Annotated in this window: 21 protein-coding genes and 1 pseudogene; 14 read left to right on the top strand and 8 right to left on the bottom strand. The window is 67.6% G+C overall.

Annotated elements, in window-relative coordinates; translation table 11 throughout:
- Positions 1 to 4 precede the first annotated feature (4 nt).
- A pseudogene (locus tag JOF45_RS06965) lies at positions 5 to 304 on the top strand (integrase core domain-containing protein); the annotation flags it as partial.
- A gap of 153 nt (positions 305 to 457) precedes the next feature.
- Here the strand turns inward: JOF45_RS06965 and JOF45_RS06960 are convergent.
- From JOF45_RS06960 to JOF45_RS06945, 4 genes are read right to left on the bottom strand one after another with little or no spacing between them, the layout of a single operon-like run.
- Positions 458 to 763, bottom strand: coding sequence for a hypothetical protein (locus JOF45_RS06960; protein WP_210048707.1), 306 nt, complete (start codon positions 761 to 763; stop codon positions 458 to 460).
- 46 nt (positions 764 to 809) lie between these two features.
- Positions 810 to 1,190, bottom strand: coding sequence for an MmcQ/YjbR family DNA-binding protein (locus JOF45_RS06955; RefSeq protein ID WP_210048706.1), 381 nt, complete (start codon positions 1,188 to 1,190; stop codon positions 810 to 812).
- Between the two features lie 12 nt (positions 1,191 to 1,202).
- The gene (locus JOF45_RS06950) at positions 1,203 to 1,814 is read right to left on the bottom strand and encodes a class I SAM-dependent methyltransferase (RefSeq protein ID WP_210048705.1); all 612 of its coding nucleotides are present in this window, start codon (positions 1,812 to 1,814) and stop codon (positions 1,203 to 1,205) included.
- Positions 1,815 to 1,861: 47 nt separating this feature from the next.
- Positions 1,862 to 3,112 (bottom strand): HNH endonuclease signature motif containing protein, encoded by a 1,251-nt coding sequence (locus JOF45_RS06945; RefSeq protein WP_210048704.1) that lies wholly within the window; start codon positions 3,110 to 3,112, stop codon positions 1,862 to 1,864.
- Between the two features lie 127 nt (positions 3,113 to 3,239).
- Here JOF45_RS06945 and JOF45_RS06940 point away from each other — a divergent pair, with 127 nt between their 5' ends.
- A complete protein-coding gene (locus tag JOF45_RS06940; RefSeq protein WP_210048703.1) occupies positions 3,240 to 4,421 on the top strand; it encodes a thiamine-phosphate kinase in 1,182 nt (393 codons plus the stop codon).
- A gap of 13 nt (positions 4,422 to 4,434) precedes the next feature.
- Here JOF45_RS06940 and JOF45_RS06935 read toward each other — a convergent pair whose 3' ends face one another.
- Together JOF45_RS06935 and JOF45_RS06930 are read right to left on the bottom strand one after the other, a co-directional pair.
- Positions 4,435 to 5,763, bottom strand: coding sequence for a UDP-glucose dehydrogenase family protein (locus JOF45_RS06935; protein WP_281069729.1), 1,329 nt, complete (start codon positions 5,761 to 5,763; stop codon positions 4,435 to 4,437).
- A 53-nt stretch (positions 5,764 to 5,816) separates the two neighbouring features.
- Complete coding sequence (locus JOF45_RS06930; protein WP_378579040.1) at positions 5,817 to 6,635, bottom strand: IclR family transcriptional regulator; 819 nt, start codon at positions 6,633 to 6,635, stop codon at positions 5,817 to 5,819.
- A 174-nt stretch (positions 6,636 to 6,809) separates the two neighbouring features.
- On the opposite strand from JOF45_RS06930, the gene leuC reads away from it, so the two are divergent.
- The 6 genes from leuC to JOF45_RS06900 all read left to right on the top strand — a co-directional run bounded on the left by leuC (position 6,810) and on the right by JOF45_RS06900 (position 13,351).
- On the top strand, positions 6,810 to 8,258 hold the full coding sequence (gene leuC, locus JOF45_RS06925; RefSeq protein WP_210048701.1) for a 3-isopropylmalate dehydratase large subunit: 1,449 nt from the start codon (positions 6,810 to 6,812) through the stop codon (positions 8,256 to 8,258).
- A 37-nt stretch (positions 8,259 to 8,295) separates the two neighbouring features.
- Positions 8,296 to 8,895: a 3-isopropylmalate dehydratase small subunit gene (gene leuD / locus JOF45_RS06920; RefSeq protein WP_210048700.1), complete on the top strand. Its 600-nt coding sequence runs from the start codon at positions 8,296 to 8,298 to the stop codon at positions 8,893 to 8,895.
- 113 nt (positions 8,896 to 9,008) lie between these two features.
- A complete protein-coding gene (gene murA, locus JOF45_RS06915) occupies positions 9,009 to 10,331 on the top strand; it encodes a UDP-N-acetylglucosamine 1-carboxyvinyltransferase (protein WP_210048699.1) in 1,323 nt (440 codons plus the stop codon).
- Positions 10,332 to 10,381: 50 nt separating this feature from the next.
- Positions 10,382 to 11,140 carry a lysophospholipid acyltransferase family protein gene (locus JOF45_RS06910; protein ID WP_342591426.1) on the top strand — a complete coding sequence of 253 codons (759 nt, stop codon included), beginning with the start codon at positions 10,382 to 10,384 and terminating at the stop codon, positions 11,138 to 11,140.
- Positions 11,133 to 12,188 (top strand): NAD(P)H-dependent glycerol-3-phosphate dehydrogenase, encoded by a 1,056-nt coding sequence (locus tag JOF45_RS06905; protein WP_245324169.1) that lies wholly within the window; start codon positions 11,133 to 11,135, stop codon positions 12,186 to 12,188. Before JOF45_RS06910 ends, JOF45_RS06905 begins: the two co-directional genes overlap by 8 nt.
- A 5-nt stretch (positions 12,189 to 12,193) precedes the next feature.
- Entirely contained in the window at positions 12,194 to 13,351 is a 1,158-nt protein-coding gene (locus JOF45_RS06900) for a D-alanine--D-alanine ligase family protein (protein WP_210048698.1), read from the top strand.
- Between the two features lie 23 nt (positions 13,352 to 13,374).
- On the opposite strand, the gene JOF45_RS06895 is transcribed toward JOF45_RS06900, so the two are convergent.
- A complete protein-coding gene (locus tag JOF45_RS06895) occupies positions 13,375 to 13,866 on the bottom strand; it encodes a DUF3515 family protein (protein ID WP_245324168.1) in 492 nt (163 codons plus the stop codon).
- Between the two features lie 93 nt (positions 13,867 to 13,959).
- Between JOF45_RS06895 and JOF45_RS06890 the strand changes: the two genes are divergently transcribed.
- The 4 genes from JOF45_RS06890 to rsmD are packed head-to-tail and all read left to right on the top strand — an operon-like array spanning position 13,960 to position 18,760.
- On the top strand, positions 13,960 to 15,006 hold the full coding sequence (locus JOF45_RS06890) for an LCP family protein (RefSeq protein WP_210048696.1): 1,047 nt from the start codon (positions 13,960 to 13,962) through the stop codon (positions 15,004 to 15,006).
- Positions 15,006 to 15,998, top strand: a complete 993-nt coding sequence (locus JOF45_RS06885; RefSeq protein WP_210048695.1) for a DAK2 domain-containing protein — start codon at positions 15,006 to 15,008, stop codon at positions 15,996 to 15,998. The genes JOF45_RS06890 and JOF45_RS06885 overlap by 1 nt, the downstream gene beginning before the upstream one ends.
- Positions 15,974 to 18,187: an ATP-dependent DNA helicase RecG gene (locus tag JOF45_RS06880; protein WP_342591425.1), complete on the top strand. Its 2,214-nt coding sequence runs from the start codon at positions 15,974 to 15,976 to the stop codon at positions 18,185 to 18,187. The genes JOF45_RS06885 and JOF45_RS06880 overlap by 25 nt, the downstream gene beginning before the upstream one ends.
- Positions 18,188 to 18,211: 24 nt before the next feature.
- Positions 18,212 to 18,760 carry a 16S rRNA (guanine(966)-N(2))-methyltransferase RsmD gene (gene rsmD, locus JOF45_RS06875; RefSeq protein WP_210048694.1) on the top strand — a complete coding sequence of 183 codons (549 nt, stop codon included), beginning with the start codon at positions 18,212 to 18,214 and terminating at the stop codon, positions 18,758 to 18,760.
- 11 nt (positions 18,761 to 18,771) lie between these two features.
- Here the strand turns inward: rsmD and JOF45_RS06870 are convergent, their stop codons facing one another.
- Positions 18,772 to 20,115, bottom strand: a complete 1,344-nt coding sequence (locus JOF45_RS06870) for an aminotransferase class I/II-fold pyridoxal phosphate-dependent enzyme (RefSeq protein ID WP_245324167.1) — start codon at positions 20,113 to 20,115, stop codon at positions 18,772 to 18,774.
- Between the two features lie 15 nt (positions 20,116 to 20,130).
- On the opposite strand from JOF45_RS06870, the gene coaD reads away from it, so the two are divergent.
- The gene (coaD, locus tag JOF45_RS06865) at positions 20,131 to 20,613 is read left to right on the top strand and encodes a pantetheine-phosphate adenylyltransferase (protein ID WP_210048693.1); all 483 of its coding nucleotides are present in this window, start codon (positions 20,131 to 20,133) and stop codon (positions 20,611 to 20,613) included.
- A gap of 26 nt (positions 20,614 to 20,639) precedes the next feature.
- A complete protein-coding gene (gene galU / locus JOF45_RS06860) occupies positions 20,640 to 21,566 on the top strand; it encodes a UTP--glucose-1-phosphate uridylyltransferase GalU (RefSeq protein ID WP_210048692.1) in 927 nt (308 codons plus the stop codon).
- Positions 21,567 to 21,587 lie beyond the last annotated feature (21 nt).

Raw genomic sequence — 21,587 nt, 5'->3', positions numbered from 1 at the left:
CGGCCAGTATGTCTCACTGGCCTATTCGGACGCTCTCATCGCAGCGGGGGTGAAAGCATCAGTCGGCACCGTTGGCGATAGCTACGATAACGCCCTGGCCGAGACCGTGAACGGTCTCTACAAGACGGAACTGATCTACTCGAAGCGGATCTGGGATTCGGTCAGCGAAGTCGAGTTGGCGACGATGGGCTGGGTCCACTGGTGGAACACGACCCGGCTCCACGAGGCGCTCGACTACCGCACTCCAGCGGCAGTCGAAGCGGCCTACACTCACACCACGACGACCGCGCCCGCGACCGTCTAACCACGGAACGAAACCCAGGGCGCTTCAGTGATGGGCGGCGCCGCGGCTTCTAGGTGGCCCGCCTTCTGCATCTCTCGGAGCGCGGCCTGCAGCAGCTGGAGAGGCCGCCACCTGGGAGAGCGCCGCTGGCTGCTCCGTAGATCATGTAGATCATCAGGCCGCCAGGATGAGTCCGACTCCGCAGCTGATGAGTCCTGTGACGAGGAATCCCGCGCCGCCCCACAGCAGTACGATGAGCCGGTTCGGGGCAGTGCGGCCGGGTCCGAGCGCCGAGAGGAAGAAGCCCGCGGGGATGAGGATTGCGGACACCAGGACGCCAGCGCGGGAAGACCATTCCCAGAAGCCGGTGAGTGACGTCGCTTCTGTGAGCATGAGGCAGATCAGGCCCAGGATGATGAGGATCCCGGCGTGACCGTGGCCGGCGCGGAACACCGTCTCTGAGAACGTGGAGGCCTCCACCCTGCGCCTGAAGGCCGTTGCGGAGGAGGTCTCGTGCGGCCGGCGCTCACTGGCCGAAGGTCTCAGGATCCACTGGGCGTTCCCGACGCGGCAGGTTTCTCTCCACGACGAGCAGGTAGGACTCGGTGACCAGGTCATCCACGAGACCGGCGTCGAGCTCTCCACCTTCGTGCAGGCTGATCCAGTGCCGCTTGTTCATGTGATAGCCGGGCGTGACCTCGGTGTAGGCCTCGCGCAGAGCGGCAGAGTCCTCGGGACGGGATTTGAGGATCACCAGCGGCTCTCCGGTTGCCTGAGTCTGGAGCATGAAGACTCGGCCGCGGACCTTCCAGACGTCCCAGTCTTCGCCGAAGGGTCGGCTCATCTCTGCCGCCGGGAGCTCTTGAGCGCGCGCAGCGGCTCGGGCCTGCAGTGCGGTGCTTTCCATAGACGTCTCCGATCAGCTGCGGCGAGATTTCACGGCGCGGATACAAGCATGTGGTCGTACATCGGGATCCGTCCGCCGGTGGATGTCACAGACGGTGAAGCCCCCTGCCGCCAGCTCACGCGCCAGGTGGTCCACCGACCACCGGTAGGCAGGTGCGACAGCGTGGTCAAAGACCTCTGTGCGTGAGTGGCGGAAGAACCCGACCAATAGCTCTCCTCCAGGGCACAGCAGCTGATTGATCTGGGCCAAGGCCTCAGCCATGCCCCTCGGACGGATATGGATCAGGGAGTACCAGCACAGGATGCCTGTGAGGGAGGCCGCGTCCACGCCCGGAGAGCCCAGAGAAGCTGTCTGGAACTCGATGCCCGGGAACTGACTGCGGGCATAGGCGGTGAACTCCGGCACCGGGTCGATTCCTCGTATGTCCACGCCTTGGTGGCGGAGATAGTTTGTCCAATGTCCGGGACCACAGCCGACGTCGAGAGCGGGCCCCTCAAGGCGACGGCCCCAGGCACTGATCTGATCACGGTCATCGGCATGCATCTGGTCCACAGCCCCTAACGCTGCGGCATACTCAGCGACCCTCGTGGCGTAGGCGTCCCGGACCGCGACATCGACCTTCATACCGTCAGCCTAGCGAGACCGGGGTACGCAGACCTTCGGGGCACGATTCATCGGTCCGCGACCGCGTCGGGAGGGTCCAGGTACCCGTGGGATTTCATCCTATGGTGTCTTCGGCACAGGGCCTGAAGATTCGTGCCGGTGGTCGGCCCTTTCGGCCAGGGGATCCGATGGTCCAGGTCGCAGTGCTCCGCCGGGACTGAGCAGCCCTCGGCACGGCAGGTCCGATCTCGGAACGCCACTGCGTCTCGCAGTCTCTGTGGAGCGAAGCGCCCCTGATATCTGATCTCCAGGACATCATCTTCTGCCGACGAGGGCCTGCGCGTCACCGCCTCGTACCACCGGTGCTGTGCTCCTGGCGCGAAGGCCAGCTCCCGCACAGCCTGGGCGGGGATGGCCCAGGCGCCGTCGGCGCTGACAGCGGGCTCATTGCTCTCGCCGGTCAGAGTCACCTCCGGCACCATGATCGCCAGGGCAGCCTCCACGGGCGTGCCGCCCACTCGACCGTCCAACAGCCATGCGGCCAAGAGGTCAGCCTCGCGCTGATCGAGCGTCCGCGGGTCGTGAGGCTGCGGGGCGGAATCGGTGTGGTCGGAGCAGGCCGGGCCAGATCCCGTGCTCATCAGATCAGGGGAGGGGGCCGGGGTCTCCGCAGCTTCGGGATCCCGCGGCTGCGGCCCGTCCAGGCCCCGCGCAGCGGCACGGAGACGCTTCTCGATAGCGGCGGCCTGCACAGTGGGCAGCAGCGCCTGAAGCAGGCTCACTCCGTTCTCCAGGTGCTGGAGGCGAACATGCCGATGCCTCTGCGCTTGCTCACAGCTGCGGGCGAACTCCTCCGGTCCCAGCCGTGCCACAAAACGGTTCAGCCAGCGCCTCAGCTGTGCCGCGGTGCTCTCCGGGGCCTTCTTCTCCGCGGCGGTGTCCAAGGCCTCCACATGCTCAGCGGACTCCAAGCTCATCGCCGCATCAGCCACCAGCCGCAGCCTCTGCTGATCGACGGCCCCCTCACCGAAGGCCCTCCACGTCTGCGGCAGCTCACGGCGGGCGAAACGCGCGCAGCCCAGCAGCACTGCTACCGTCCGTTCGCTCATCCGCAGTTCCAGGGCCAACTGCCGGACCGGCACCTTCCGTGCCTCTCGGCGGGCATGCAGCGGCAGCTCCGCCAACCGCTCCTCGGCTTCTAGGGCATCCTGATGCTCCACCATGGCGGTCAGCTGTGCGGCCTCGGCGCGGCGAGCCAGAATCTGGAACTGCCGGGCCGCCATCAGCGGATCGGGAGCAGGCACGCCGGGTTCAGTCACCGTGCCCCGCGCCCCGTCTCTCACCCTGTGTCGCACCCCGTCTGAATCCATGGTCCAAGCCTAGGGCGAGGCGGTGACATGGATCCGTGACAGCGCGCTGAGCTGGGACGTGACACCATAAGGAGCTATGGAGAGGTCCCCACGCACTGTTGCCCAGGCGGGCGAGGACGCTGTGCTCAGCGCCATCCTGGAGGTCATCACCCCGCATAACGACGCCGTCGCCCAGCAGCACCGGCAGGAGCCCGGCCAGGAGCGCGCCCAGCAGTCGGGGCAGACGCTCGCCGTGGGCCCAGGAAACGACGACGCCGCTGTCCTCGCCTTCTCCGCCCAGCCCTCGCCAGGCAGCTCTCAGCCCACTGCAGAGGTCGTCATGACCACAGACACGATGAGTGAGGGCCAGGACTTCCGCCGCCGGTGGTGGCTGGGCCCGAACAGCACAGCAGAAGCTGCGGAGCGCACTGAGGTGTGGGCGATGGACGTGGGCACCAAAGCCGCCGCTCAGAACCTCTCCGACATCAGCGCTATGGGCGCCGTTCCCTCTGCCCTGCTGGTCAGCCTGACCCTGCCCGCGGACCTTCCTGTGGAGTGGGTGGGTGATTTCTTCCAGGGGATGGTCCGGGCCTGCCGGGCTCCAGGCGCGCAGCGCTGTGTGATCGCCGGTGGAGACCTGGGCAGCGGTGACACCATCTCAGTGACCATCACCGCCCTGGGACAGGCCGAGGACGCCCCGGTGCTCCGCCGCAGCGGCGCTCAGCCCGGAGACATCCTCGCCGTGGCCGGCCCGCTGGGGCGTGCCGCCGCGGGCTTCGAGCTGCTCGAACACCTATCCGCTCCGGAACATGACGGTGCAGCAGATGCAACCGAGCAGAAGCGGCTCTGGGAGAGTCACGAAGATCTGATCCGAGACTGCCTGGCCGCCCAGCAGCGACCGGAGCCCCCGCTGACGGCAGGCCCTACGGCTGCGGCCCACGGGGCCACAGCTGCCATGGACATCTCCGACGGGCTGATCCGTGACGCCGGCCGCCTCGCCTCCGCAGCGGGCGTCTGCCTGAAGCTCGACGACGCCGCCCTGGAGGCTGAAGCCGTTCAGCTGGAGCCCGTGGCCGGGGTTCTGGGCCGGGACCCGCAGGCCGCGCGTCGTTGGGTCTGTGCCGGGGGAGAGGAGTACGCACTGCTGGCCACCTTCGGGGCCGGCGTCGTGCTCCCGGAGGGCTTCCGCCCGCTGGGAGAGGTGCTCGAACACAGAGACGGCGTGCCCCGTGTGATCACAGAGCACGCCGTCTCAGCAGGTGGGTGGAGCTCCCTCTAGAGCTCGCGGCCGATCAGAGGCCGTCGTAGTAGCGTCCCAGCTGGGCGAAGGACCAGCCGGCCTTCTCCCAGTCCGCTGCGGGCAGCACGTTGCGGGCATCGATGAACTGCTTCTGCGCGACCAGCTCGTCCAGGTCCGCCGGGGTGAGTGCCTTGAACTCGTTCCACTCAGTGGCCAGCACCACCAGATCGGCGTCCTGGGCGGCCTCGGTGAGCGAGTCCACATAACCCAGGCGCGGGAAGCGCTTGGCCGCGTTGGCGTTGCCCTCGGGATCATAGACCGAGACCTCAGCGCCGGCGGTGTAGAGGCGGTTGGCCACATCCAGGCCGGGGGAGTCGCGCACATCGTCGGAGAGCGGCTTGAAGGTCACACCCAGCACCGCGATCCGCTTGCCGGCCAGCTCGCCCAGGATGTTCTCGGCGAGGGTGACCACGCGCTCGCGGCGACGCAGGTTGATCTTGTCCATCTCATCGAGGAACGTCATCGTGTGGTCCAGGCCCAGCTCGCTGACGCGGGTCTGCAGGGCCCGGATGTCCTTGGGCAGGCAGCCGCCGCCGAAGCCGACGCCGGCATTGAGGAACTTCCGGCCGATGCGGGTGTCGAAGCCGATCGCATCGGCCAGGGTGGTGATGTTGCCGCCGACGGTCTCGGTGACCTCGGAGAAGGCGTTGATGAAGCTGATCTTGGTGGCCAGGAAGGCATTGGCCGCGACCTTGACCAGTTCCGCGGTCTCGAAGTCGGTGCTGATCCAGGGGGTCTCGCGCTCCAGCGCCTCGGCGTAGACCTCGCGCAGCACGGCTTCGTCGGCGTCGGTGGCGGTGCCCACGACCAGTCGGTCGGGGGTCAGCGTGTCCTTGACGGCGAAGCCTTCGCGCAGAAACTCCGGGTTCCAAGCCAAGGAGACGGCGACGTCGTCGCGGGAGGTCTCCTCGACCAGCCGGGCCAGGCGGCGGGCGGTGCCCACCGGGACGGTGGACTTGCCGACGATCAGCGAGTCCTTGGTGATCCCTTCGGCCAGGCCGACGGTGGCGGCGTCGACGTAGGTCAGATCTGCGCCGGTGCCCCCGGGCTGCTGGGGAGTGCCCACTGCGATGAAGTGGACGTCTGCCCAGGCGCCGACTGTGGAGTAGTCGGGGTCGGTGATGAACCGCAGCTTGCCGGAGTCGACATGCTTGCGGATCAGCTCGGGCAGGCCGGGCTCGTGGAAGGGCAGCTCACCGCGGGAGAGCGAGTCGATCTTCTCGGGGTCGACGTCCACGCCGATCACGTCGAAGCCGAGCTCCGCCATGCAGGCGGCGTGGGTGGCGCCCAGATAACCGGTACCGATAACACTGATGTTCAAAGTCACGGGCCCATCCTAAGTGCTCAATGTCCAGAACGTGGTGAGAACACGGGTCAGGGGCGACGTCCCGGGTCCGGGAGGCTCTGCTCGGCGGCCTCCGGATTCTTCCGCACCAGCTCGGTCAGCTGATGGGCGGCCTGGACGACGACGGCGGCGTGCAGCCGGCCCGGCTGCCGCGACAGCCGCTCGATGGGTCCGGAGATGGACACTGCGGCGATGACCCGGCCGGACGGTCCGCGCACCGGCGCGGAGACCGACGCCACGCCGGGCTCCCGCTCGCCCAGCGACTCGCCCCAGCCGCGACGCCGGACGCCGGCCAGCACGGTCGGGGTGAAGCGGGCGCCCTGAAGGCCCTCCACCAGGCGTTCGTGGTCCTCCCACGCCAGCAGAACCTGGGCGGCGGAGCCGGCCTTCATGGACAGCTGGGTGCCCACCGGGATGGAGTCGCGCAGCCCGATCGGACGCTCAGCGGAGGCCACGCAGACGCGGGCGTCCCCCTGCCGGCGGTAGAGCTGGGAGGATTCGCCGGTGGCGTCGCGCAGCTTGAGCAGGATCGGGCCCGCCGCCGAGACCAGGCGGTCGTCGCCGGCCGCCGAGGCCAGCTCGGCCAGCCGAGAGCCGATCACGTAGCGGCCGCGGACATCGCGGCTCAGGAAACGATGATGGACCAGGGCGCTGGCCAGCCGGTGGGCTGTGGGCCGAGCCAGACCGGTGCACTCCACCAGCTGGGCCAAGGAGGCCGGCCCCGCCTCGAGTGCGTCGAGGATCATCACTGACTTGTCGATGACCCCGATCCCGGAGGGCGAATGCAGGGGCCGCGGCGGATCCGCCGGCAGCGAGGAAGGCTGCGGAGCTGAAGGCTGGCTGGACATGCCTCACATTCTACTGCGAACTCAGAGAGTGATCTCAAATAGTGAGAACCCCAACCCACACTATGGAACCCCCGTCACAACGGTGTTTCTCTGGTGGTACCGCCAATTCGCCGCCGCAGCCCGTCACCCTCTGAGGCTGAGGTCGGGACAAGGGCTCATACGGAAGGGAACCCGATGACCGCGGAGAAGCCGCTCACTCTGGCAGAGAAGGTCTGGCGCGATCATATCGTCGTGCCGGGCGAGGAGAAGGACGGGCAGCGTTCTCCTGACCTGCTCTACATCGACCTGCACCTGGTCCACGAGGTGACCAGCCCGCAGGCCTTCGAGGGCCTGCGCCTGGCAGGCCGCCCCGTGCGTCGGCCGGATCTCACCATCGCCACCGAAGACCACAACACTCCCACTCTGGAGATCAACAGGCCCATCGCGGACCCGGTCTCCAAGAAGCAGGTGGACACGCTGCGGGCCAACGCTGAGGAGTTCGGCGTGCGCATCCACTCCCTGGGCGACGACGACCAGGGCATCGTCCACGTGGTCGGCCCTCAGCTGGGGCTCACCCAGCCCGGCATGACCGTGGTCTGCGGCGACTCCCACACCTCCACCCACGGCGCCTTCGGGGCGCTGGCCATGGGCATCGGCACCTCTGAGGTGGAGCATGTGCTGGCCACCCAGACCCTGCCGCTGAAGCCGTTCAAGACGATGGCCATCACCGTCGAGGGCACGCTGAAGCCCGGCGTCAGCTCCAAGGACATCATCCTGGCGGTCATCGCGAAGATCGGCACCGGCGGTGGGCAGGGCTATGTCCTGGAGTACCGCGGAAGCGCGATCGAGCAGCTGTCCATGGACGCCCGGATGACCATCTGCAACATGTCCATCGAGGCGGGCGCCCGCGCCGGCATGATCGCGCCGGATGAGACGACCTTCGAGTTCGTGAAGGGCCGCCCACACGCTCCGCAGGGTGAGGACTGGGACGCCGCCGTCGAGTACTGGACTTCGCTGCGCACCGATGAGGGAGCTGAGTTCGACGCCGAGGTCATCCTCGACGCCGACGAGCTCGAGCCCTTCGTCACCTGGGGCACCAACCCCGGTCAGGGCGTCAGCCTCAGCGATTCCGTCCCGGCGCCCAGCGACTTCACCGATGAGGTGGCCCGGGACTCCGCCGAGCGGGCCCTGGCCTATATGGACCTGGAGCCGGGCACGCCTATGAAGGACATCCGGGTGGACACAGTCTTCCTGGGCTCCTGCACCAACTCTCGGATGGAGGATCTGCGCGCCGCCGCCGAGATCATCCAGGGACGACAGAAGGATCCGGACGTCCGCATGATCGTGGTCCCGGGCTCCCAGCGGGTCCGGCTGCAGGCCGAGGCCGAAGGGCTGGACCAGGTCTTCAAGGACTTCGGCGCAGAGTGGCGCTTCGCCGGCTGCTCGATGTGCCTGGGCATGAACCCGGACCAACTGGCTCCGGGGGAGCGCTGCGCCTCCACCTCCAACCGCAACTTCGAAGGCCGGCAGGGCAAGGGCGGCCGCACCCACCTGGTCTCCCCGGTGGTGGCCGCGGCCACTGCGATCCGAGGCACGCTCTCTGCGCCCTCGGACGTTCTGAACCCTGCCCCCGTGCCGGCCTGAGTCCCGGCCCGCCGCATCGCGCACCCAGGAGCACATCATGGAACCCATCACCACCCATACCGGCGTCGGCGTCCCGCTGCGCCAGTCCAACGTGGACACCGACCAGATCATCCCGGCCGTCTATCTGAAGCGGATCACCAAGACCGGCTTCGACGACGCCCTGTTCTCGTCCTGGCGGAAGAACCCGGACTTCGTCCTGAACCAGCCGGAGTACACCCACGGCACCGTCCTGGTGGCCGGCCCCGACTTCGGCACCGGCTCCTCCCGCGAGCATGCGGTATGGGCGCTGAAGGACTACGGGTTCAGAGTGGTCATCGCCTCTCGCTTCGCCGACATCTTCTACGGCAACTCGGCCAAACAGGGTCTGCTGACGGCCAAGGTGGCCCAGTCCGACGTCGAGCGCATCTGGAAGGAGCTGGAGAGCACCCCGGGTGCCGAGGTGACGGTGGACCTGGAGAGTCGCACAGTGCGCTGCGGTGCAGTGGACACCACGTTCGAGATCGACAACTACACCCGGTGGCGTCTGATGGAGGGCCTGGATGATATCTCGCTCACACTGAAGCAGGAGTCCTCCATCAGCGAATTCGAGGCTTCTCGCCTGCCCTTCAAGCCCAAGACCCTGCCTGCGCGCACCTGAGGCTTGACCGAATCGTTGCCTTCGCAGGCGGCGGAATTGGACGGCCGCTGGAGAAACGTTGGTTACAGTGGCATGGCGAGAATCCGGATCTATGAAGGGACCATCGAGTCGATATGGCCAAACTGCTCACCATCCAGGGTGGAAAGCCGCTCCAGGGCCGCGTCCGCGTCCGCGGTGCCAAGAACTTGGTTCCCAAAGCGATGGTCGCCTCTCTGCTGGGCAACGAACCTTCGCAGCTGCGCAACGTTCCGGAGATCAAGGATGTCGAGATCGTCCGGAATCTGCTGCAGATCCACGGGGTGAAGGTCGACGCCGACCCAGAGACCGGTGATCTCACCCTCGATCCGCGTCAGATGCGCAATGCTGAGCATTCCGAGATCGACGCCCACGCCGGAGACTCACGGATCCCGATCCTCTTCTGCGGCCCGCTCATGCACAAGCAGGGCGAGGCCTTCATCCCTGACCTCGGCGGCTGCCGGATCGGTGACCGGCCGATCAACTACCACCTCGAGGTGCTGCGGAACTTCGGCGCCGTCGTGGACAAGCAGGCCACCGGCGTCCACATCACCGCACCCAAGGGTCTCAAGGGAGCCAAGCTCGAGCTGCCCTACCCCTCGGTGGGCACCACCGAGCAGGTGCTGCTGACCGCTGTGCTGGCTGAGGGCATCACGGAGCTGAAGAACGCGGCCGTGGAGCCTGAGATCCACGATCTGATCGCCATCCTCCAGCAGATGGGAGCGATCATCTCGGTCAACACCGACCGAACCATCCGCATCGAGGGCGTGGAGAAGCTCTCCGGCTATAAGCACCGCGCCATTCCGGACCGCAACGAGTCCGCCTCCTGGGCCTCGGCGGCTCTGGTGACCCGCGGCGACATCTACGTCGAAGGTGCGGCGCAGCGCGATCTGACGGCCTTCCTGAACACCTACCGCAAGATCGGCGGCGAGTTCGAGGTCGACGACGACGGCATCCGTTTCTGGCACGGCGGCGGCCAGCTCCAGCCCCTGGTGCTGGAGACCGACGTCCACCCCGGCTTCATGACGGACTGGCAGCAGCCCATGGTCGTGGCGCTGACCCAGGCCCACGGCGTGTCCATCGTGCACGAGACCGTCTACGAGAACCGGTTCGGCTTCACCAACGCGCTGAAGCGCATGGGTGCCTCCATCCAGCTGCACCGGGAGTGCCTGGGCTCGAACCCCTGCCGGTTCGGCCAGCGGAACTTCCTGCACTCGGCAGTGATCTCCGGGCCCTCAGAGCTGAAGGGCACCACGATCGACATCCCGGACCTGCGCGGCGGGTTCTCCCACCTGATCGCCGCACTGGCCGCCAACGGCACCTCTGAGGTGACCGGCATCGAGATCATCAACCGCGGCTACGAGCACTTCATCGACAAGATCAGCGGCCTCGGTGCTGACATCGAGCTGACCACGCGCTGAGCCCTTCGGGCTGCGCCGCACATCCTGCCTCCTCCGATAGGCTGTCTGCCGTGACTTCTGACGATCAGAGCAGCGCAGGAACGCTGCGCACCCCTGGATTCCGCCTCGCCTCCGTGGTGGTCCGTCCCAGCCTGAACCTGCTGATGGGCAAGGACTTGCAGGGGATGGAGAAGCTGCCTGAGGGCGGGTACATCGCCGTGGCCAACCACGTCACGGAGTTGGACCCGCTGGCGGTGGCCCATGCCGTCTACGTCGGAGGCAACACCCCTCATTTCCTGGCCAAGGACTCCCTGTTCAAGGCGCCGGTGCTCGGAGGCGTGCTGCGTGCGCTGAAGCAGATCCCGGTCATCCGTGATCAGCGGGAGTCGCACAGGTCTCTGGAGATCGCCCAGGAGGTCCTCGACCAGGGCGGAACGATCATCATCTACCCGGAGGGCACCCTGACCCGGGACCCGGAACTCTGGCCGATGCGGGCGAAGACCGGCGCGGCGCGTCTGGCGCTGACCACAGGAGCCCCGGTGGTTCCGATCACGCATTGGGGAGTCCAGGACTTTCTGCCGCCCTATGCCAAGACGCCGCGTCCGCTGCCGCGGAAGAAGTACCGGCTCACTGTGGGCGAGACGGTGGATCTCGATGACCTGCGCGCCAAGCCCCTGGGGCGCAAGGTCTTGTCAGAGGCCACCGAACGGATCGAAGACGCCCTGACCTCCGGCGTCGCGGAGCTCCGCGGCGAGGAGGCCCCCGACCACATCTGGGACCGTGCCCTGCGGCAGCGTGTCCCGCGCAGGCAGGTGCAGCCTGATGAGTGAGAAGCCTATGCAGAGGAATGAGGACCCCGTGCAGAAGATCGCCGTGCTCGGAGCCGGAAGCTGGGGGACCACCTTCGCCAAAGTGATGGCGGACGCCGTGACCACCGGCTCAGAACCCGTCGAGATCTCGCTGTGGGCCCGCCGCGCCGAGGTCGCCGAGGAGATCACCGCCCGGCACACCAACAGCACCTATCTGGGGGAGATCGTCCTGCCGGAGGTCATCACGGCCACCAGCAGCCTCACCGACGCGGTTCAGGGCGCCGACGTCGTCGTGCTCGCCGTGCCCGCCCAGCATCTGCGCTCCCATCTGACCCAGCTGGCAGAGGTTCTCGCGCCGCATGCTGTGCTGGTCTCGCTGATCAAAGGCCTGGAACGCGGGACCGATATGCGCATGTCCCAGGTCATCACCGAGGAGCTCGGCCTGGACCCCTCGCGCATCGCAGTGGTCTCGGGGCCGAATCTGGCCATGGAGATCGCCCGCGAAGAGCCCACCGCCTCCGTGGTGGCCTGCGAGGACGAGCAGACCGCCGAACGCATCGCCGAGCTCTGCAACAACTCCTACTTCCGTCCCTACACCAACACCGACGTGGTGGGCGTGGAGATCGCCGGCATCGTGAAGAACGTCATCGCCCTGGCTGTGGGAATCTGCGACGGGCAGAACCTCGGGGACAACTCCAAAGCCTCTGTGATCACCCGTGGGCTGGCGGAGACCACCCGCCTGGCCACTGTGCTCGGCGGCCGCCTGGAGACCTTCTCCGGGCTTGCCGGTCTCGGCGATCTGGTGGCCACCTGTGCCTCCCCGCTGTCCCGCAACCGCTCGGCCGGACGCCTGCTCGGCGAAGGGCTGAGCACCGAGCAGGTCACTGAGCGTCTGACCCAGACCGCTGAGGGCATGAAGTCGGGTTCCGCCGTGCTGGATCTGGCACGCCGCAACGGAGTGGATATGCCCATCTCTGAGGCCGTGGTGGCCGTGCTCAACGGCGCTCTCGACGTGGACACCATCGCCTCCCTGCTGCTCGCCCGCGATCTCAAAGCCGAAGGAAAGTGATCGACATGGCCGCGACGGATCAGACCGAGCAGGGGCGCAGGCCCCGAGTGCTGGTGCTCTTCGGGGGCCAGTCCTCCGAGCACGCGGTCAGCTGCGTCACCGCCGCCGGTGTGCTCAACGCCATCGACGCCGAACGCTTCGACGTGGTGCCGGTGGGGATCACAGCGGCCGGACAGTGGGTGCGCCCCGCCCAGGACCCACGGACCTTCTCCTTCGCCGGGGAGGGGCTGCCGCGCGTGGAGCCTGCTGAGGCCACAGTCCAGCTGTTCTCCGGTGCGGCCGGTTCCACCGAACGCTCCGCGCAGCTGCTGGAGATCGGCGCCGACGGCTCGGCCTCCTCCCTGGGGGAGGTCGATGTGGTCCTGCCGCTGCTGCACGGACCCTTCGGCGAAGACGGCACCCTGCAGGGGAAGCTCGAGCTGGCCGGTCTGCCCTACGTGGGAGCGGGAGTGCTCGCCTCCGCGATGGGGATGGATAAGCACTTCATGAAGGTCGCCTTCGAAGCCGCAGGCCTGAAGGTGGGACCCTACGAGACGATCACGGCCCGGCAGTGGGCCGATGACCCCGCCGCAGCTGTGGAGCGGGTCCAGGGTCTTCAGCTGCCGGTGTTCGTCAAACCGGCGCGGGCCGGCTCGTCGGTGGGGATCACCCGGATCCAGGACTGGTCCCAGCTGGACCAGGCCGTGGCTGAGGCGCAGAAGCACGACCCCAAAGTGGTCGTGGAGCAGGGCCTGGTCGGCCGCGAGATCGAATGCGGTGTGCTCGGCGGCCGAGGGAACGCCCGGGCTCGGGCCTCGATGTGCGGTGAGATCGTGGTTCACGACGGCTCGCAGACCCACCAGTTCTACGACTTCACCGCCAAGTACACCGATGCCTCAGCCGCTGACCTGTCCTGCCCGGCGGATCTGCCGGAGGAGATCAGCCAGGAGATCCGCCGCCAGGCGGTCATCGCCTTCGAGGCGTTGGACGCCGAAGGGATCTCACGGGCCGACTTCTTCTACACCGAAGAGGGTGAGGTGGTGATCAATGAGGTCAACACGATGCCCGGCTTCACCCCGATCAGCATGTACCCGCAGATGTGGAAGGCCACGGGGATCGATTATCCGGAACTGATCTCGGAACTGATCACGCTGGCTCTCGAGCGTCCCTCCGGTCTGCGCTGAGGATCAGTCGGCGACACTCCTGCTCAATCGGCGACCTCGACCTCGTCGTCGGTCTCGGCGATCTCCTGCTCCACGGCGGTGCAGGTCCGGTCCTGCTCGACGTTCTCGACGGCGGCTCCGACGGCCATCATGGCGCTGGAGGAGGCGACGCGCTCCACATCGAGGACCACTTCGACGGCGGGGTCGCGGCCGTAGCTGGTCAGCCGCCAGTTCTCGTCCTCCTCCACGGAGAGCCAGTCCACGCCGTCGGCGCTGACGCAGTGTTCCGTGCTCGGCCCCGGAGGCCGGACCCCGCAGCGCAGCACGGCGGCCGCAGGATCCCCCCAGACAGCTGTCGACTGGGAATCGGTCTGGCGGAGGTCATGATCACCGATGGTCTCCGGCAGGGCCAGCATCACGTCAGCACAGGCTGGATCGGCGGCCTCTGGAGCCGCTTCGACAGAGGCGGTGGAGGCGCAGGCGGCAGTGCTGAGCAGGGCGCCGCCCACCAGGACAGCGCTCAGGGAACGCCTCAACGCGTGAGTGTCTGGCAATTGGGTCTCCGGAAAGATGTCTTCATGACTTATTCTTAGAGGCAGTCTACTCGCACAGCAAGACGGGAAAATCAGATGACGCAGGAGATCTTCCACGAGGAGGATGAGGCGCAGCGCCGTCCCAAGTCCCGACGCCGCGGCCGGAAGGCCGTCTTCATCATCATGGCCTCCATGGTCGTGCTCGTCGGAGGTGCGCTCGTCGCGGCCCTGCTGTATCTGAACTCACTGGGCAGCGCCTACGAGGATCAGGTCCAGACCTTCGACCCGGAGGAGACCTTCCCGGAGGAGTCCGAGCGTCCCGCCAAGGATGAGGACGACGACTCCCTGAACATCCTGCTGCTGGGCGCTGACTCCGGCGGCGGCTCAGGCGAGGACGAGGAGCTGCCCACGGTCCCCGGCGGTGCCCGCTCCGACACCATGATGCTGGTGCACGTCCCCGGTGACCGCGAGAGCATGCAGGTCATGTCCATCATGCGTGACACCTGGGTGCCGATCCCCGGCCACGGCGAGGCCAAGATCAACGCGGCTCTGACCCTCGGTGGGATCCCGCTGACCGTCCAGACCGTGGAATCCCTGATCGATGTGCGCATCGACCACGTGGCCTCCATCGACCTGGCCGGGTTCCAGGGCCTGGTCGGCGCGATGGGCGGAGTCACGGTGGACTCCCCGGAAGCCTTCGAGAGCCGGGCAGGGTACAGCTTCTCCGCAGGTGAGCAGCACCTGGACGGGGAGCAGGCCATGGCGTTCGTGCGTGAGCGCCGTGCCTTCGGCGACGGCGACTACACCCGCGTGCGCAATCAGCAGGTCTTCATCCGTGGAGTCCTCGACGGCGTCCTCTCCCCGTCCACGCTGACCAACCCGGGCCGGGTCCACGAGATGGTCGAGACCTTCTCTCCCTACATGGTCGTGGACCATGAGCTGGACTCCGGTACGGTGGGATCCCTGGGATGGGAGCTGCGCTCCGTCGGCGAGGGCGGCATCGACATGTTCACCATGCCCAACCTCGGCCTCGGCACCTCTGCCGACGGCCAGTCCATCGTGATCCATGATGCCGAGGCTGCCGCCGAGATCGGCGAAGCCCTCCGCAACGACGAATTCCAGGAGTACGTGCAGAGCCGTTGATGAGTGAGCAGCAGCAGAAGGGCAGGATCAGAGGTCACGCCGCCATCCACCGGTGGTTCGTCCTCGCGGAGCAGGCTCTTCGCGCCCATGGGGAGAGTCTGAATCGGCTCAATGTGTTCCCGGTGGCTGACTCCGACACCGGCGCCAACATGCTCGCCACCATGACGGCGGCGCGGCAGGCGATCGAGCAGAGCTCCGAGGACGACCTCGGGGCGCTGCTGGCCACGGCCGGCACTGAGGCCATGGCTGAGGCGCGCGGCAATTCGGGCACTCTGCTGGCCGTGCTGCTCACCGGCTTCGCCGAACCCCTCCACGGCCACGAACGACTCACCATCGATGTGCTGGACCAGGCACTGGAGCACGGCAGCGTCCGCGCCTGGTCGGCCCTGAGCGATCCGGTCGCCGGGACGATGCTCTCCGTCCTCGACGCAGTGCGGTCCTGCGCCCACCAGCAGGTCGTGGCCGCCGAGGAGCCGGAGAGCCGTGCTGCGCTCATCGAGTCGTTGGAATCCATGCTCGCCGTCGCCCGGAACGCGGTGGTGGCTACGGAGACGGAGCTGGAGGCCCTGACTCGGGCCGGCGTCGTCGACTCCGGAGGCACCGGCCTGCTGATCGTCTTCGATGCGCTGCGGGCTGCGATGACCGGGACAGAGCCGGACTCTGACCTGCTGAAGGGGCTGCACGGCCTCGACGGGGAACGTGCCGCCCAGCCCTGCGGCTCCTCGGGCCAGCACGAGGACTACGTGGAGATCATGTGCACCGTCCGTCTGGACCCCTTGGGGGCCGCCTCGCTGCGGCATCAGCTCGACGAGGTGGGGGAATCGGTGATCATCACCCCGGTCGACGCCGAAGCCGATGACCGGGGCATGTACCGGTGGCGCATCCATGTCCACGCGGCCACGGAGGAGGAGGCCTCCCGGGCCATCCATGCCGCCGGCGAGGTGACCACCTACACCGCAGCGCCGCTGTGCAGCACCGAAGCGGAGCACTGATCGTGGGCTCCGACGTCCGCCCGGACACCTCCCTGGAGCGTCTGCTCGGGGGCAAGGCCGCCGCCAAGCTGGAGAAGGCGTTCGGGCTCAGCACCGCGGGGGAGCTGCTGGAGCACTACCCGCGCCGCTACATCGAATACGGTCAGCTCTCCTCGTTCATCGATCTGCGCGAGGACGAGCACGTCACCTTCATCGCCCAGGTGCTGAGCTCCTCGGAGCGGCGCATGCAGCGCCGGCGGGGCATCCTGGTGGAGGTGATCGTCGAGGACATCGTCGGCGGCCGGCTGAAGATGGCCTTCTTCCAGGGGTGGAACGCCCGTCGCGAGCTCACACCGGGGGTCCGCGCCATGTTCCACGGCAAAGTCGGCAGCTACGCAGGCGAGCTGACGCTGAACAACCCCGAGTTCACCGTGCTGGCCGAAGAGGAGGACGACGCCGCGGCTCGGTTCGGCGAAGGCAGCGCGCCGGTTCCGCTCTACCCGGCGAAGGCCGGGCTGACGAGCTGGGAGATCCACCGCTGCGTCCAGATCCTGCTCGACCTCACCGAGGTCGACGATTGGCCGGACCCCCTGCCCGAGTCCGTCCGCACGGCCGAATCCCTGCCCACGCTGGCCGAGGCCTACCGCATGGTCCACCGCCCCGAGCACCTCGAAGAGCCCGAGCGAGGGCTGGAGCGGCTGAGGTTCCAAGAGGCCTTCATGCTCCAGGCCCTGCTGTCCCGACGCCGACAGCACCTCCGTCAGGCTCCCGCTCGGTCCCGACCGGCCTCCCAGCAGGGGCTGCGTGCGTCCTTCGACGCACAGCTTCCCTTCGCGATGACTCCTGGTCAGCAGCGCTGCGGGGAGCTGATCGCGGAGGACCTGGCCGGTGCAGAGCCGATGAACCGTCTGCTCCAGGGCGAAGTCGGCTCCGGCAAGACGCTGGTCGCACTGCGGGCCATGCTCCATATGGCCGATGCCGGGGGGCAAGCGGCGCTCATCGCGCCGACCGAAGTGTTGGCGGCCCAGCACGAACGATCGCTGCGGCGTATGCTCGGTCCGCTGTGCGAGGGGCAGCGGCCGCAGCTGAGACTCACGCTGCTGACCGGATCGATGAGCACCGCCGAGCGGAAGAAGGCTCTGCTGGACATCGCCTCCGGCGCCACGGATCTGGTGGTCGGAACCCACGCCGTGCTGGGCGAGCAGGTCCACTTCGCCGACCTCGGCCTGGTGGTCATCGATGAACAGCATCGCTTCGGGGTCGAACAGCGCAACGCCCTGCGCACGCGGTACGAGTCCACTCCTCATATGCTGGTCATGTCCGCCACACCCATCCCTCGGTCGGTGGCGATGACCGCCTTCGGCGACCTGGAGCTCACCGTGCTGGAGGGCCTGCCCGGGGGTCGTCAGCCCATCGAGACCCATCTGGCGCAGATGACGCTGGGCCCCCGTGTGATCGGGCGGGTGTGGGAACGCATCGCCGAGGAGATCGCTCAGGGGCACCAGGTCTATGTGGTCTGTCCCAAGATCACCCAGAAGGACTCTGCCGGAGCCGAGGACCAGATGGACCGGGCCGGCGTCGATGCCGCCGCTGACGCCTCAGTGGAGCTGATGGGCGAGCGTCTGGCGGAGCATCCGCTGCTCAAGGACGTCCGGCAGGCGACCGTGCACGGCCGCATGGACGCGGCGACCACCGAGCAGACCATGCGAGCCTTCGAACGTGGTGAGATCGACCTGCTGATCAGCACCACGGTCATCGAGGTCGGGGTGGACGTGCCCAATGCCACGGTGATGGCCATCCTCGACGCCGACGCCTTCGGCATCTCCACCCTCCACCAGCTGCGCGGCCGGGTGGGCCGGGGCTCCGCGCAGGGGCTGTGCCTGCTGGTGACGCGGCTGCCCGAGGGTCATCCCTCTCTGGAGCGGCTGCGTGAGGTGGCCTCCCACAGCGACGGGATGCAGCTGGCCAAGCTGGACCTTCAGCGGCGCCGCGAAGGCGACATCCTGGGAGCCTCGCAGGCGGGACGGGCTTCGTCGCTGAAGCTGCTGCGGGTCAGCCGCCATGAGGAGGAGATCGCCCGAGCGGCGGAGCACATCCGGCGGCTCACCGAACAGGACCCGGACTGGCAGGACCACCCTGCCCTGCGTGAGACGGTGGACGCCTGGCTCAGTGAGAATGAGCGGGCCGAAGAGTTCATCCAGCACGGCTAGGGCCACAGAAGCGGAGGAGGACTGATGTCCAGGATCATCGCCGGAACGCATAAGGGCCGCCGGCTGCACGCAGTGCCCACAGACGCCACGCGGCCGACCAGTGACCGGGTCAAAGAGTCGCTGTTCTCGCGGCTGGCGGGCTATGACGCGCTGATCGATGCGGTGGTCGTGGATCTCTTCGCCGGGTCCGGGGCTCTGGGCTTCGAGGCGCTGAGCCGCGGAGCGGCCTCTGTTGAGCTGGTGGACAAGGCGGAGGCGGCTCATCGGACGCTGAGCCGCAACGCGGCGCTCTTCGGTTCGGCAGCCACAGTCCATAAGGCCGATGCTCTGCGTCACCTCAAGGCCCGGCAGGGCCCGCCCGTCGAGCTGCTCTTCCTGGATCCTCCGTATCAGCTGACGGAGCAGGTCCTGGCCGATGTTTTGGCCGCAGCGCTGCCGCAGCTGCATGAGGCGGCCACCGTCGTCGTCGAACGCGATGAGCACAGCCCGGAGCCCACCTGGCCCGAAGGCCTGGTCCGGTTCCAGGACAAGAAGTACGGCAGCACCCACATCTGGCTGGCAGAACCGGCCTAGAGCCGTACGGCTCAGAGCAGCGCAGGCAGGCGGGAGACCATCCGGTCGATGCCCTCCTCCAGAGTGCTCAGGCGCTTGCAGAAGGCGAAGCGCACCAGCTTCTGCAGCGGATCGCCCTCTGCGGGGTCTCGATGCTCGGCGCGGTGCCGGATGGTCAGCGAGGAGACCGGGATGGCGGCCACCCCCACCTCTTCGGCCAGCAGGCGGCAGAAGGCGACGTCGTCGAGTGCGGTGATCTCGGAGATGTCAGCCAGCAGGAAATACCCCGACGCCGCCCGGTTGGGGCGCAGCCCTGCGCTCTGCAGGCCGCTGTGCAGCAGATCCCGGGCTGCGGAGAGCGAGGCGGCGTTCTCGGCGAAGAATCCTCGGTCATCCTGCAGGCCCTGGGCCACGGCCCACTGGAAGGCCGGGCCCGAGGAGAAGGTCAGGAACTGCTTGACCCCGCGGATGCGGTTCACCAGCTCGGCCGAGCCGCAGAGCCATCCGACCTTCCATCCGGTGACGGAGAAGGACTTTCCGGCTGAGCCGATGGCTACGGCCACCTCGGCGGCGCCCGGGACAGAGAGCACCGAACGGTGCGGCTGGGGTGCCGCCTCGCCCTCGGGGCCGGTCAGCACCAGCTGCTCGTAGACCTCGTCGCACATGATGACCAGGTCGTGGCGTCGAGCGATCTCCACCGCCCTGCGGAGCTCCTGCTCGGTGAAGACGGTGCCGGTGGGGTTGTGGGGAGTGTTCAGCAGCAGCATCGAGGTCTGCTCGGTCACCGCGGCCTCCAGGGCGTCCATATCCGGGCGGAACTCGGGCCCGCGCAGCGGCACGCCCACCAGCTCCGCGCCGGCCAGGGCGGCCATCGCCCCGTAGGAGTCGTAATGAGGCTCGAAGGTCAGCACCTGGCTGCCCGGGGAGGCGAAGGCCAGGATGCTGGCGGCGATGGCCTCCGTGGCTCCCGTGGTGATCATGACTTCAGATGACGGATCCAGGCTGACTCCGCCCCGTCGCAGGTGGTCCTCGGCCACAGCCTCGCGCAGCACCGGCAGGCCCAGGCCTGGGGCGTACTGGTTGGACGGTCCCGACGTCGGATCGGTAAGCGCCTGTGCCGCGGCCTGGCGCAGCCACTCCGGCCCCTCCTGGTCCGGGAAGCCCTGCCCCAGATTGACCGCCTCGTGGGCGAGGGCGGCCGCGGTGGTGCGCTCGTAGATGGTGGGGAGCACCGTGTCGGCGTCGTGGTCGAAGGTGTTGGCCCCGGCGGCGGAACGAGCCCAGGGGGAGGGCAGCGACAGCGGATCGGCGGCGGGCCGTGCGGCGGGGGCAGGGGTCATGTGGTCCTGCGGAGACTTCGGGAGCATGGCGTTCATAGTAGTGTCGGACTCATGCAGTCCGCAGTCTGTCCCGGATCCTTCGACCCGCTGCACAACGGCCATGTCGAGATCATCGCCCGTGCCACCAACCTCTTCGACGAGGTGGTCGTGGCCGTCTCTGCGAATATGCACAAGACGCCGCTGTTCAGCCTCGACGAGCGGATCGAGATGACCCGCGAGACCTTCTCCTATGTCCGCGGCGTCACCGTCAAACCGCTGGGCGAGGGCCTGCTGACCGATTTCTGCCGGGCGGAGGGGATCCATGCTGTGGTCAAGGGCCTGCGCGACTGCAGGGACCTGGCCTATGAGAGCCCGATGGCCACGATGAACCGTCATCTCTCCGGGCTGGAGACCGTCTATCTGCCGGCCGACGGGCATTACACCCATCTGTCCTCCACACTGATCAAAGAGGTCCATTCGCTGGGTGGAGACATCTCGGACTTCGTGCCGCGGGCGGTGTGCCGCCGCCTCACCGACCGTGGCGTCAGCGGCTGAAACATCAAGTGGGCTAAGGTGACCTCATGAGTTCGACGACTTCCATCCGCAAAGCTGTCATCCCTGCGGCCGGTCTCGGCACGCGCTTCCTGCCTGCCACCAAGGCCATGCCCAAAGAGATGCTCCCGGTGGTGGACGAGCCCGCCATCCAGTATGTGGTGGCCGAGGCGGCAGGCGCCGGTCTCGATGACATTCTGATGATCACCGGCAGCAACAAGAAGGCGATGGAGGATCACTTCGACTCTGCTCCGGCGCTGGAGGCCACGCTGCGGGCCAAGGGGGACGAGAAGAAGCTCGCCGCCGTGAACAAGGCCACGGAGCTGGGCGAGATCCACTATGTCCGCCAGGGTGAGGCCAAAGGCCTGGGCCACGCTGTGCTCTGCGGCCGGCAGCACGTCGGCGATGAGCCCTTCGCCGTGCTCCTGGGCGATGACCTCATCGATGCGCGCGACGAGCTGCTGACCACCATGCTGGAGACCCAGCAGCGGCTGGGCGGCTCCGTCATCGCCGTCATGGAGGTCCCGGAGGAGAACATCTCCGCCTACGGCGTGATCGACGCGCGGGGCCGGGACAAGGCTGAGGACCGCTTCACCGAGTCCGGCGCGGAGGTCGTCCCGGTCGGAGGTATGGTGGAGAAGCCCGAGCCGGCTGATGCGCCGTCGAACCTGGCCGTGATCGGCCGCTACGTCCTGCACCCGGCGATCTTCGATCAGTTGGAGCAGACTCCTCCCGGCAAGGGCGATGAGATCCAGCTGACCGACGCGCTGGAGGCTATGGCCTCCAAGCCGGTCGAGCAGGGCGGCGGAGTGCACGCGGTCATCTTCCGCGGTCGCCGCTATGACACCGGCGATAAGCTCTCCTACATCAAGGCTGTGGTGACCCTGGCCGTGGACCGTGAAGACCTCGGCACAGATCTGCGCGGCTGGCTCAAGGAGTTCGCGGCGGATCTCTGATAGACTGTTATGTCGGTCTTG

Source organism: Nesterenkonia lacusekhoensis (genome assembly GCF_017876395.1).
Taxonomy (GTDB): domain Bacteria; phylum Actinomycetota; class Actinomycetes; order Actinomycetales; family Micrococcaceae; genus Nesterenkonia; species Nesterenkonia lacusekhoensis.
Note: the sequence above shows the minus strand (reverse complement) of the source record. Positions and strands in the feature narration are given on the sequence as shown.

Coding starts and splice junctions, on each gene's coding strand:
- leuC (WP_210048701.1), top strand. CDS start 6,810: ATGACCGCGGAGAAGCCGCTCACTCTGGCAGAGAAGGTCTGGCGCGAT.
- leuD (WP_210048700.1), top strand. CDS start 8,296: ATGGAACCCATCACCACCCATACCGGCGTCGGCGTCCCGCTGCGCCAG.
- JOF45_RS06950 (WP_210048705.1), bottom strand. CDS start 1,814: ATGAAGGTCGATGTCGCGGTCCGGGACGCCTACGCCACGAGGGTCGCT.
- murA (WP_210048699.1), top strand. CDS start 9,009: ATGGCCAAACTGCTCACCATCCAGGGTGGAAAGCCGCTCCAGGGCCGC.
- JOF45_RS06940 (WP_210048703.1), top strand. CDS start 3,240: ATGGAGAGGTCCCCACGCACTGTTGCCCAGGCGGGCGAGGACGCTGTG.
- rsmD (WP_210048694.1), top strand. CDS start 18,212: ATGTCCAGGATCATCGCCGGAACGCATAAGGGCCGCCGGCTGCACGCA.
- JOF45_RS06870 (WP_245324167.1), bottom strand. CDS start 20,115: ATGAACGCCATGCTCCCGAAGTCTCCGCAGGACCACATGACCCCTGCC.
- JOF45_RS06905 (WP_245324169.1), top strand. CDS start 11,133: ATGAGTGAGAAGCCTATGCAGAGGAATGAGGACCCCGTGCAGAAGATC.
- JOF45_RS06890 (WP_210048696.1), top strand. CDS start 13,960: ATGACGCAGGAGATCTTCCACGAGGAGGATGAGGCGCAGCGCCGTCCC.
- JOF45_RS06955 (WP_210048706.1), bottom strand. CDS start 1,190: ATGGAAAGCACCGCACTGCAGGCCCGAGCCGCTGCGCGCGCTCAAGAG.
- coaD (WP_210048693.1), top strand. CDS start 20,131: ATGCAGTCCGCAGTCTGTCCCGGATCCTTCGACCCGCTGCACAACGGC.
- galU (WP_210048692.1), top strand. CDS start 20,640: ATGAGTTCGACGACTTCCATCCGCAAAGCTGTCATCCCTGCGGCCGGT.
- JOF45_RS06885 (WP_210048695.1), top strand. CDS start 15,006: ATGAGTGAGCAGCAGCAGAAGGGCAGGATCAGAGGTCACGCCGCCATC.
- JOF45_RS06930 (WP_378579040.1), bottom strand. CDS start 6,635: ATGTCCAGCCAGCCTTCAGCTCCGCAGCCTTCCTCGCTGCCGGCGGAT.
- JOF45_RS06900 (WP_210048698.1), top strand. CDS start 12,194: ATGGCCGCGACGGATCAGACCGAGCAGGGGCGCAGGCCCCGAGTGCTG.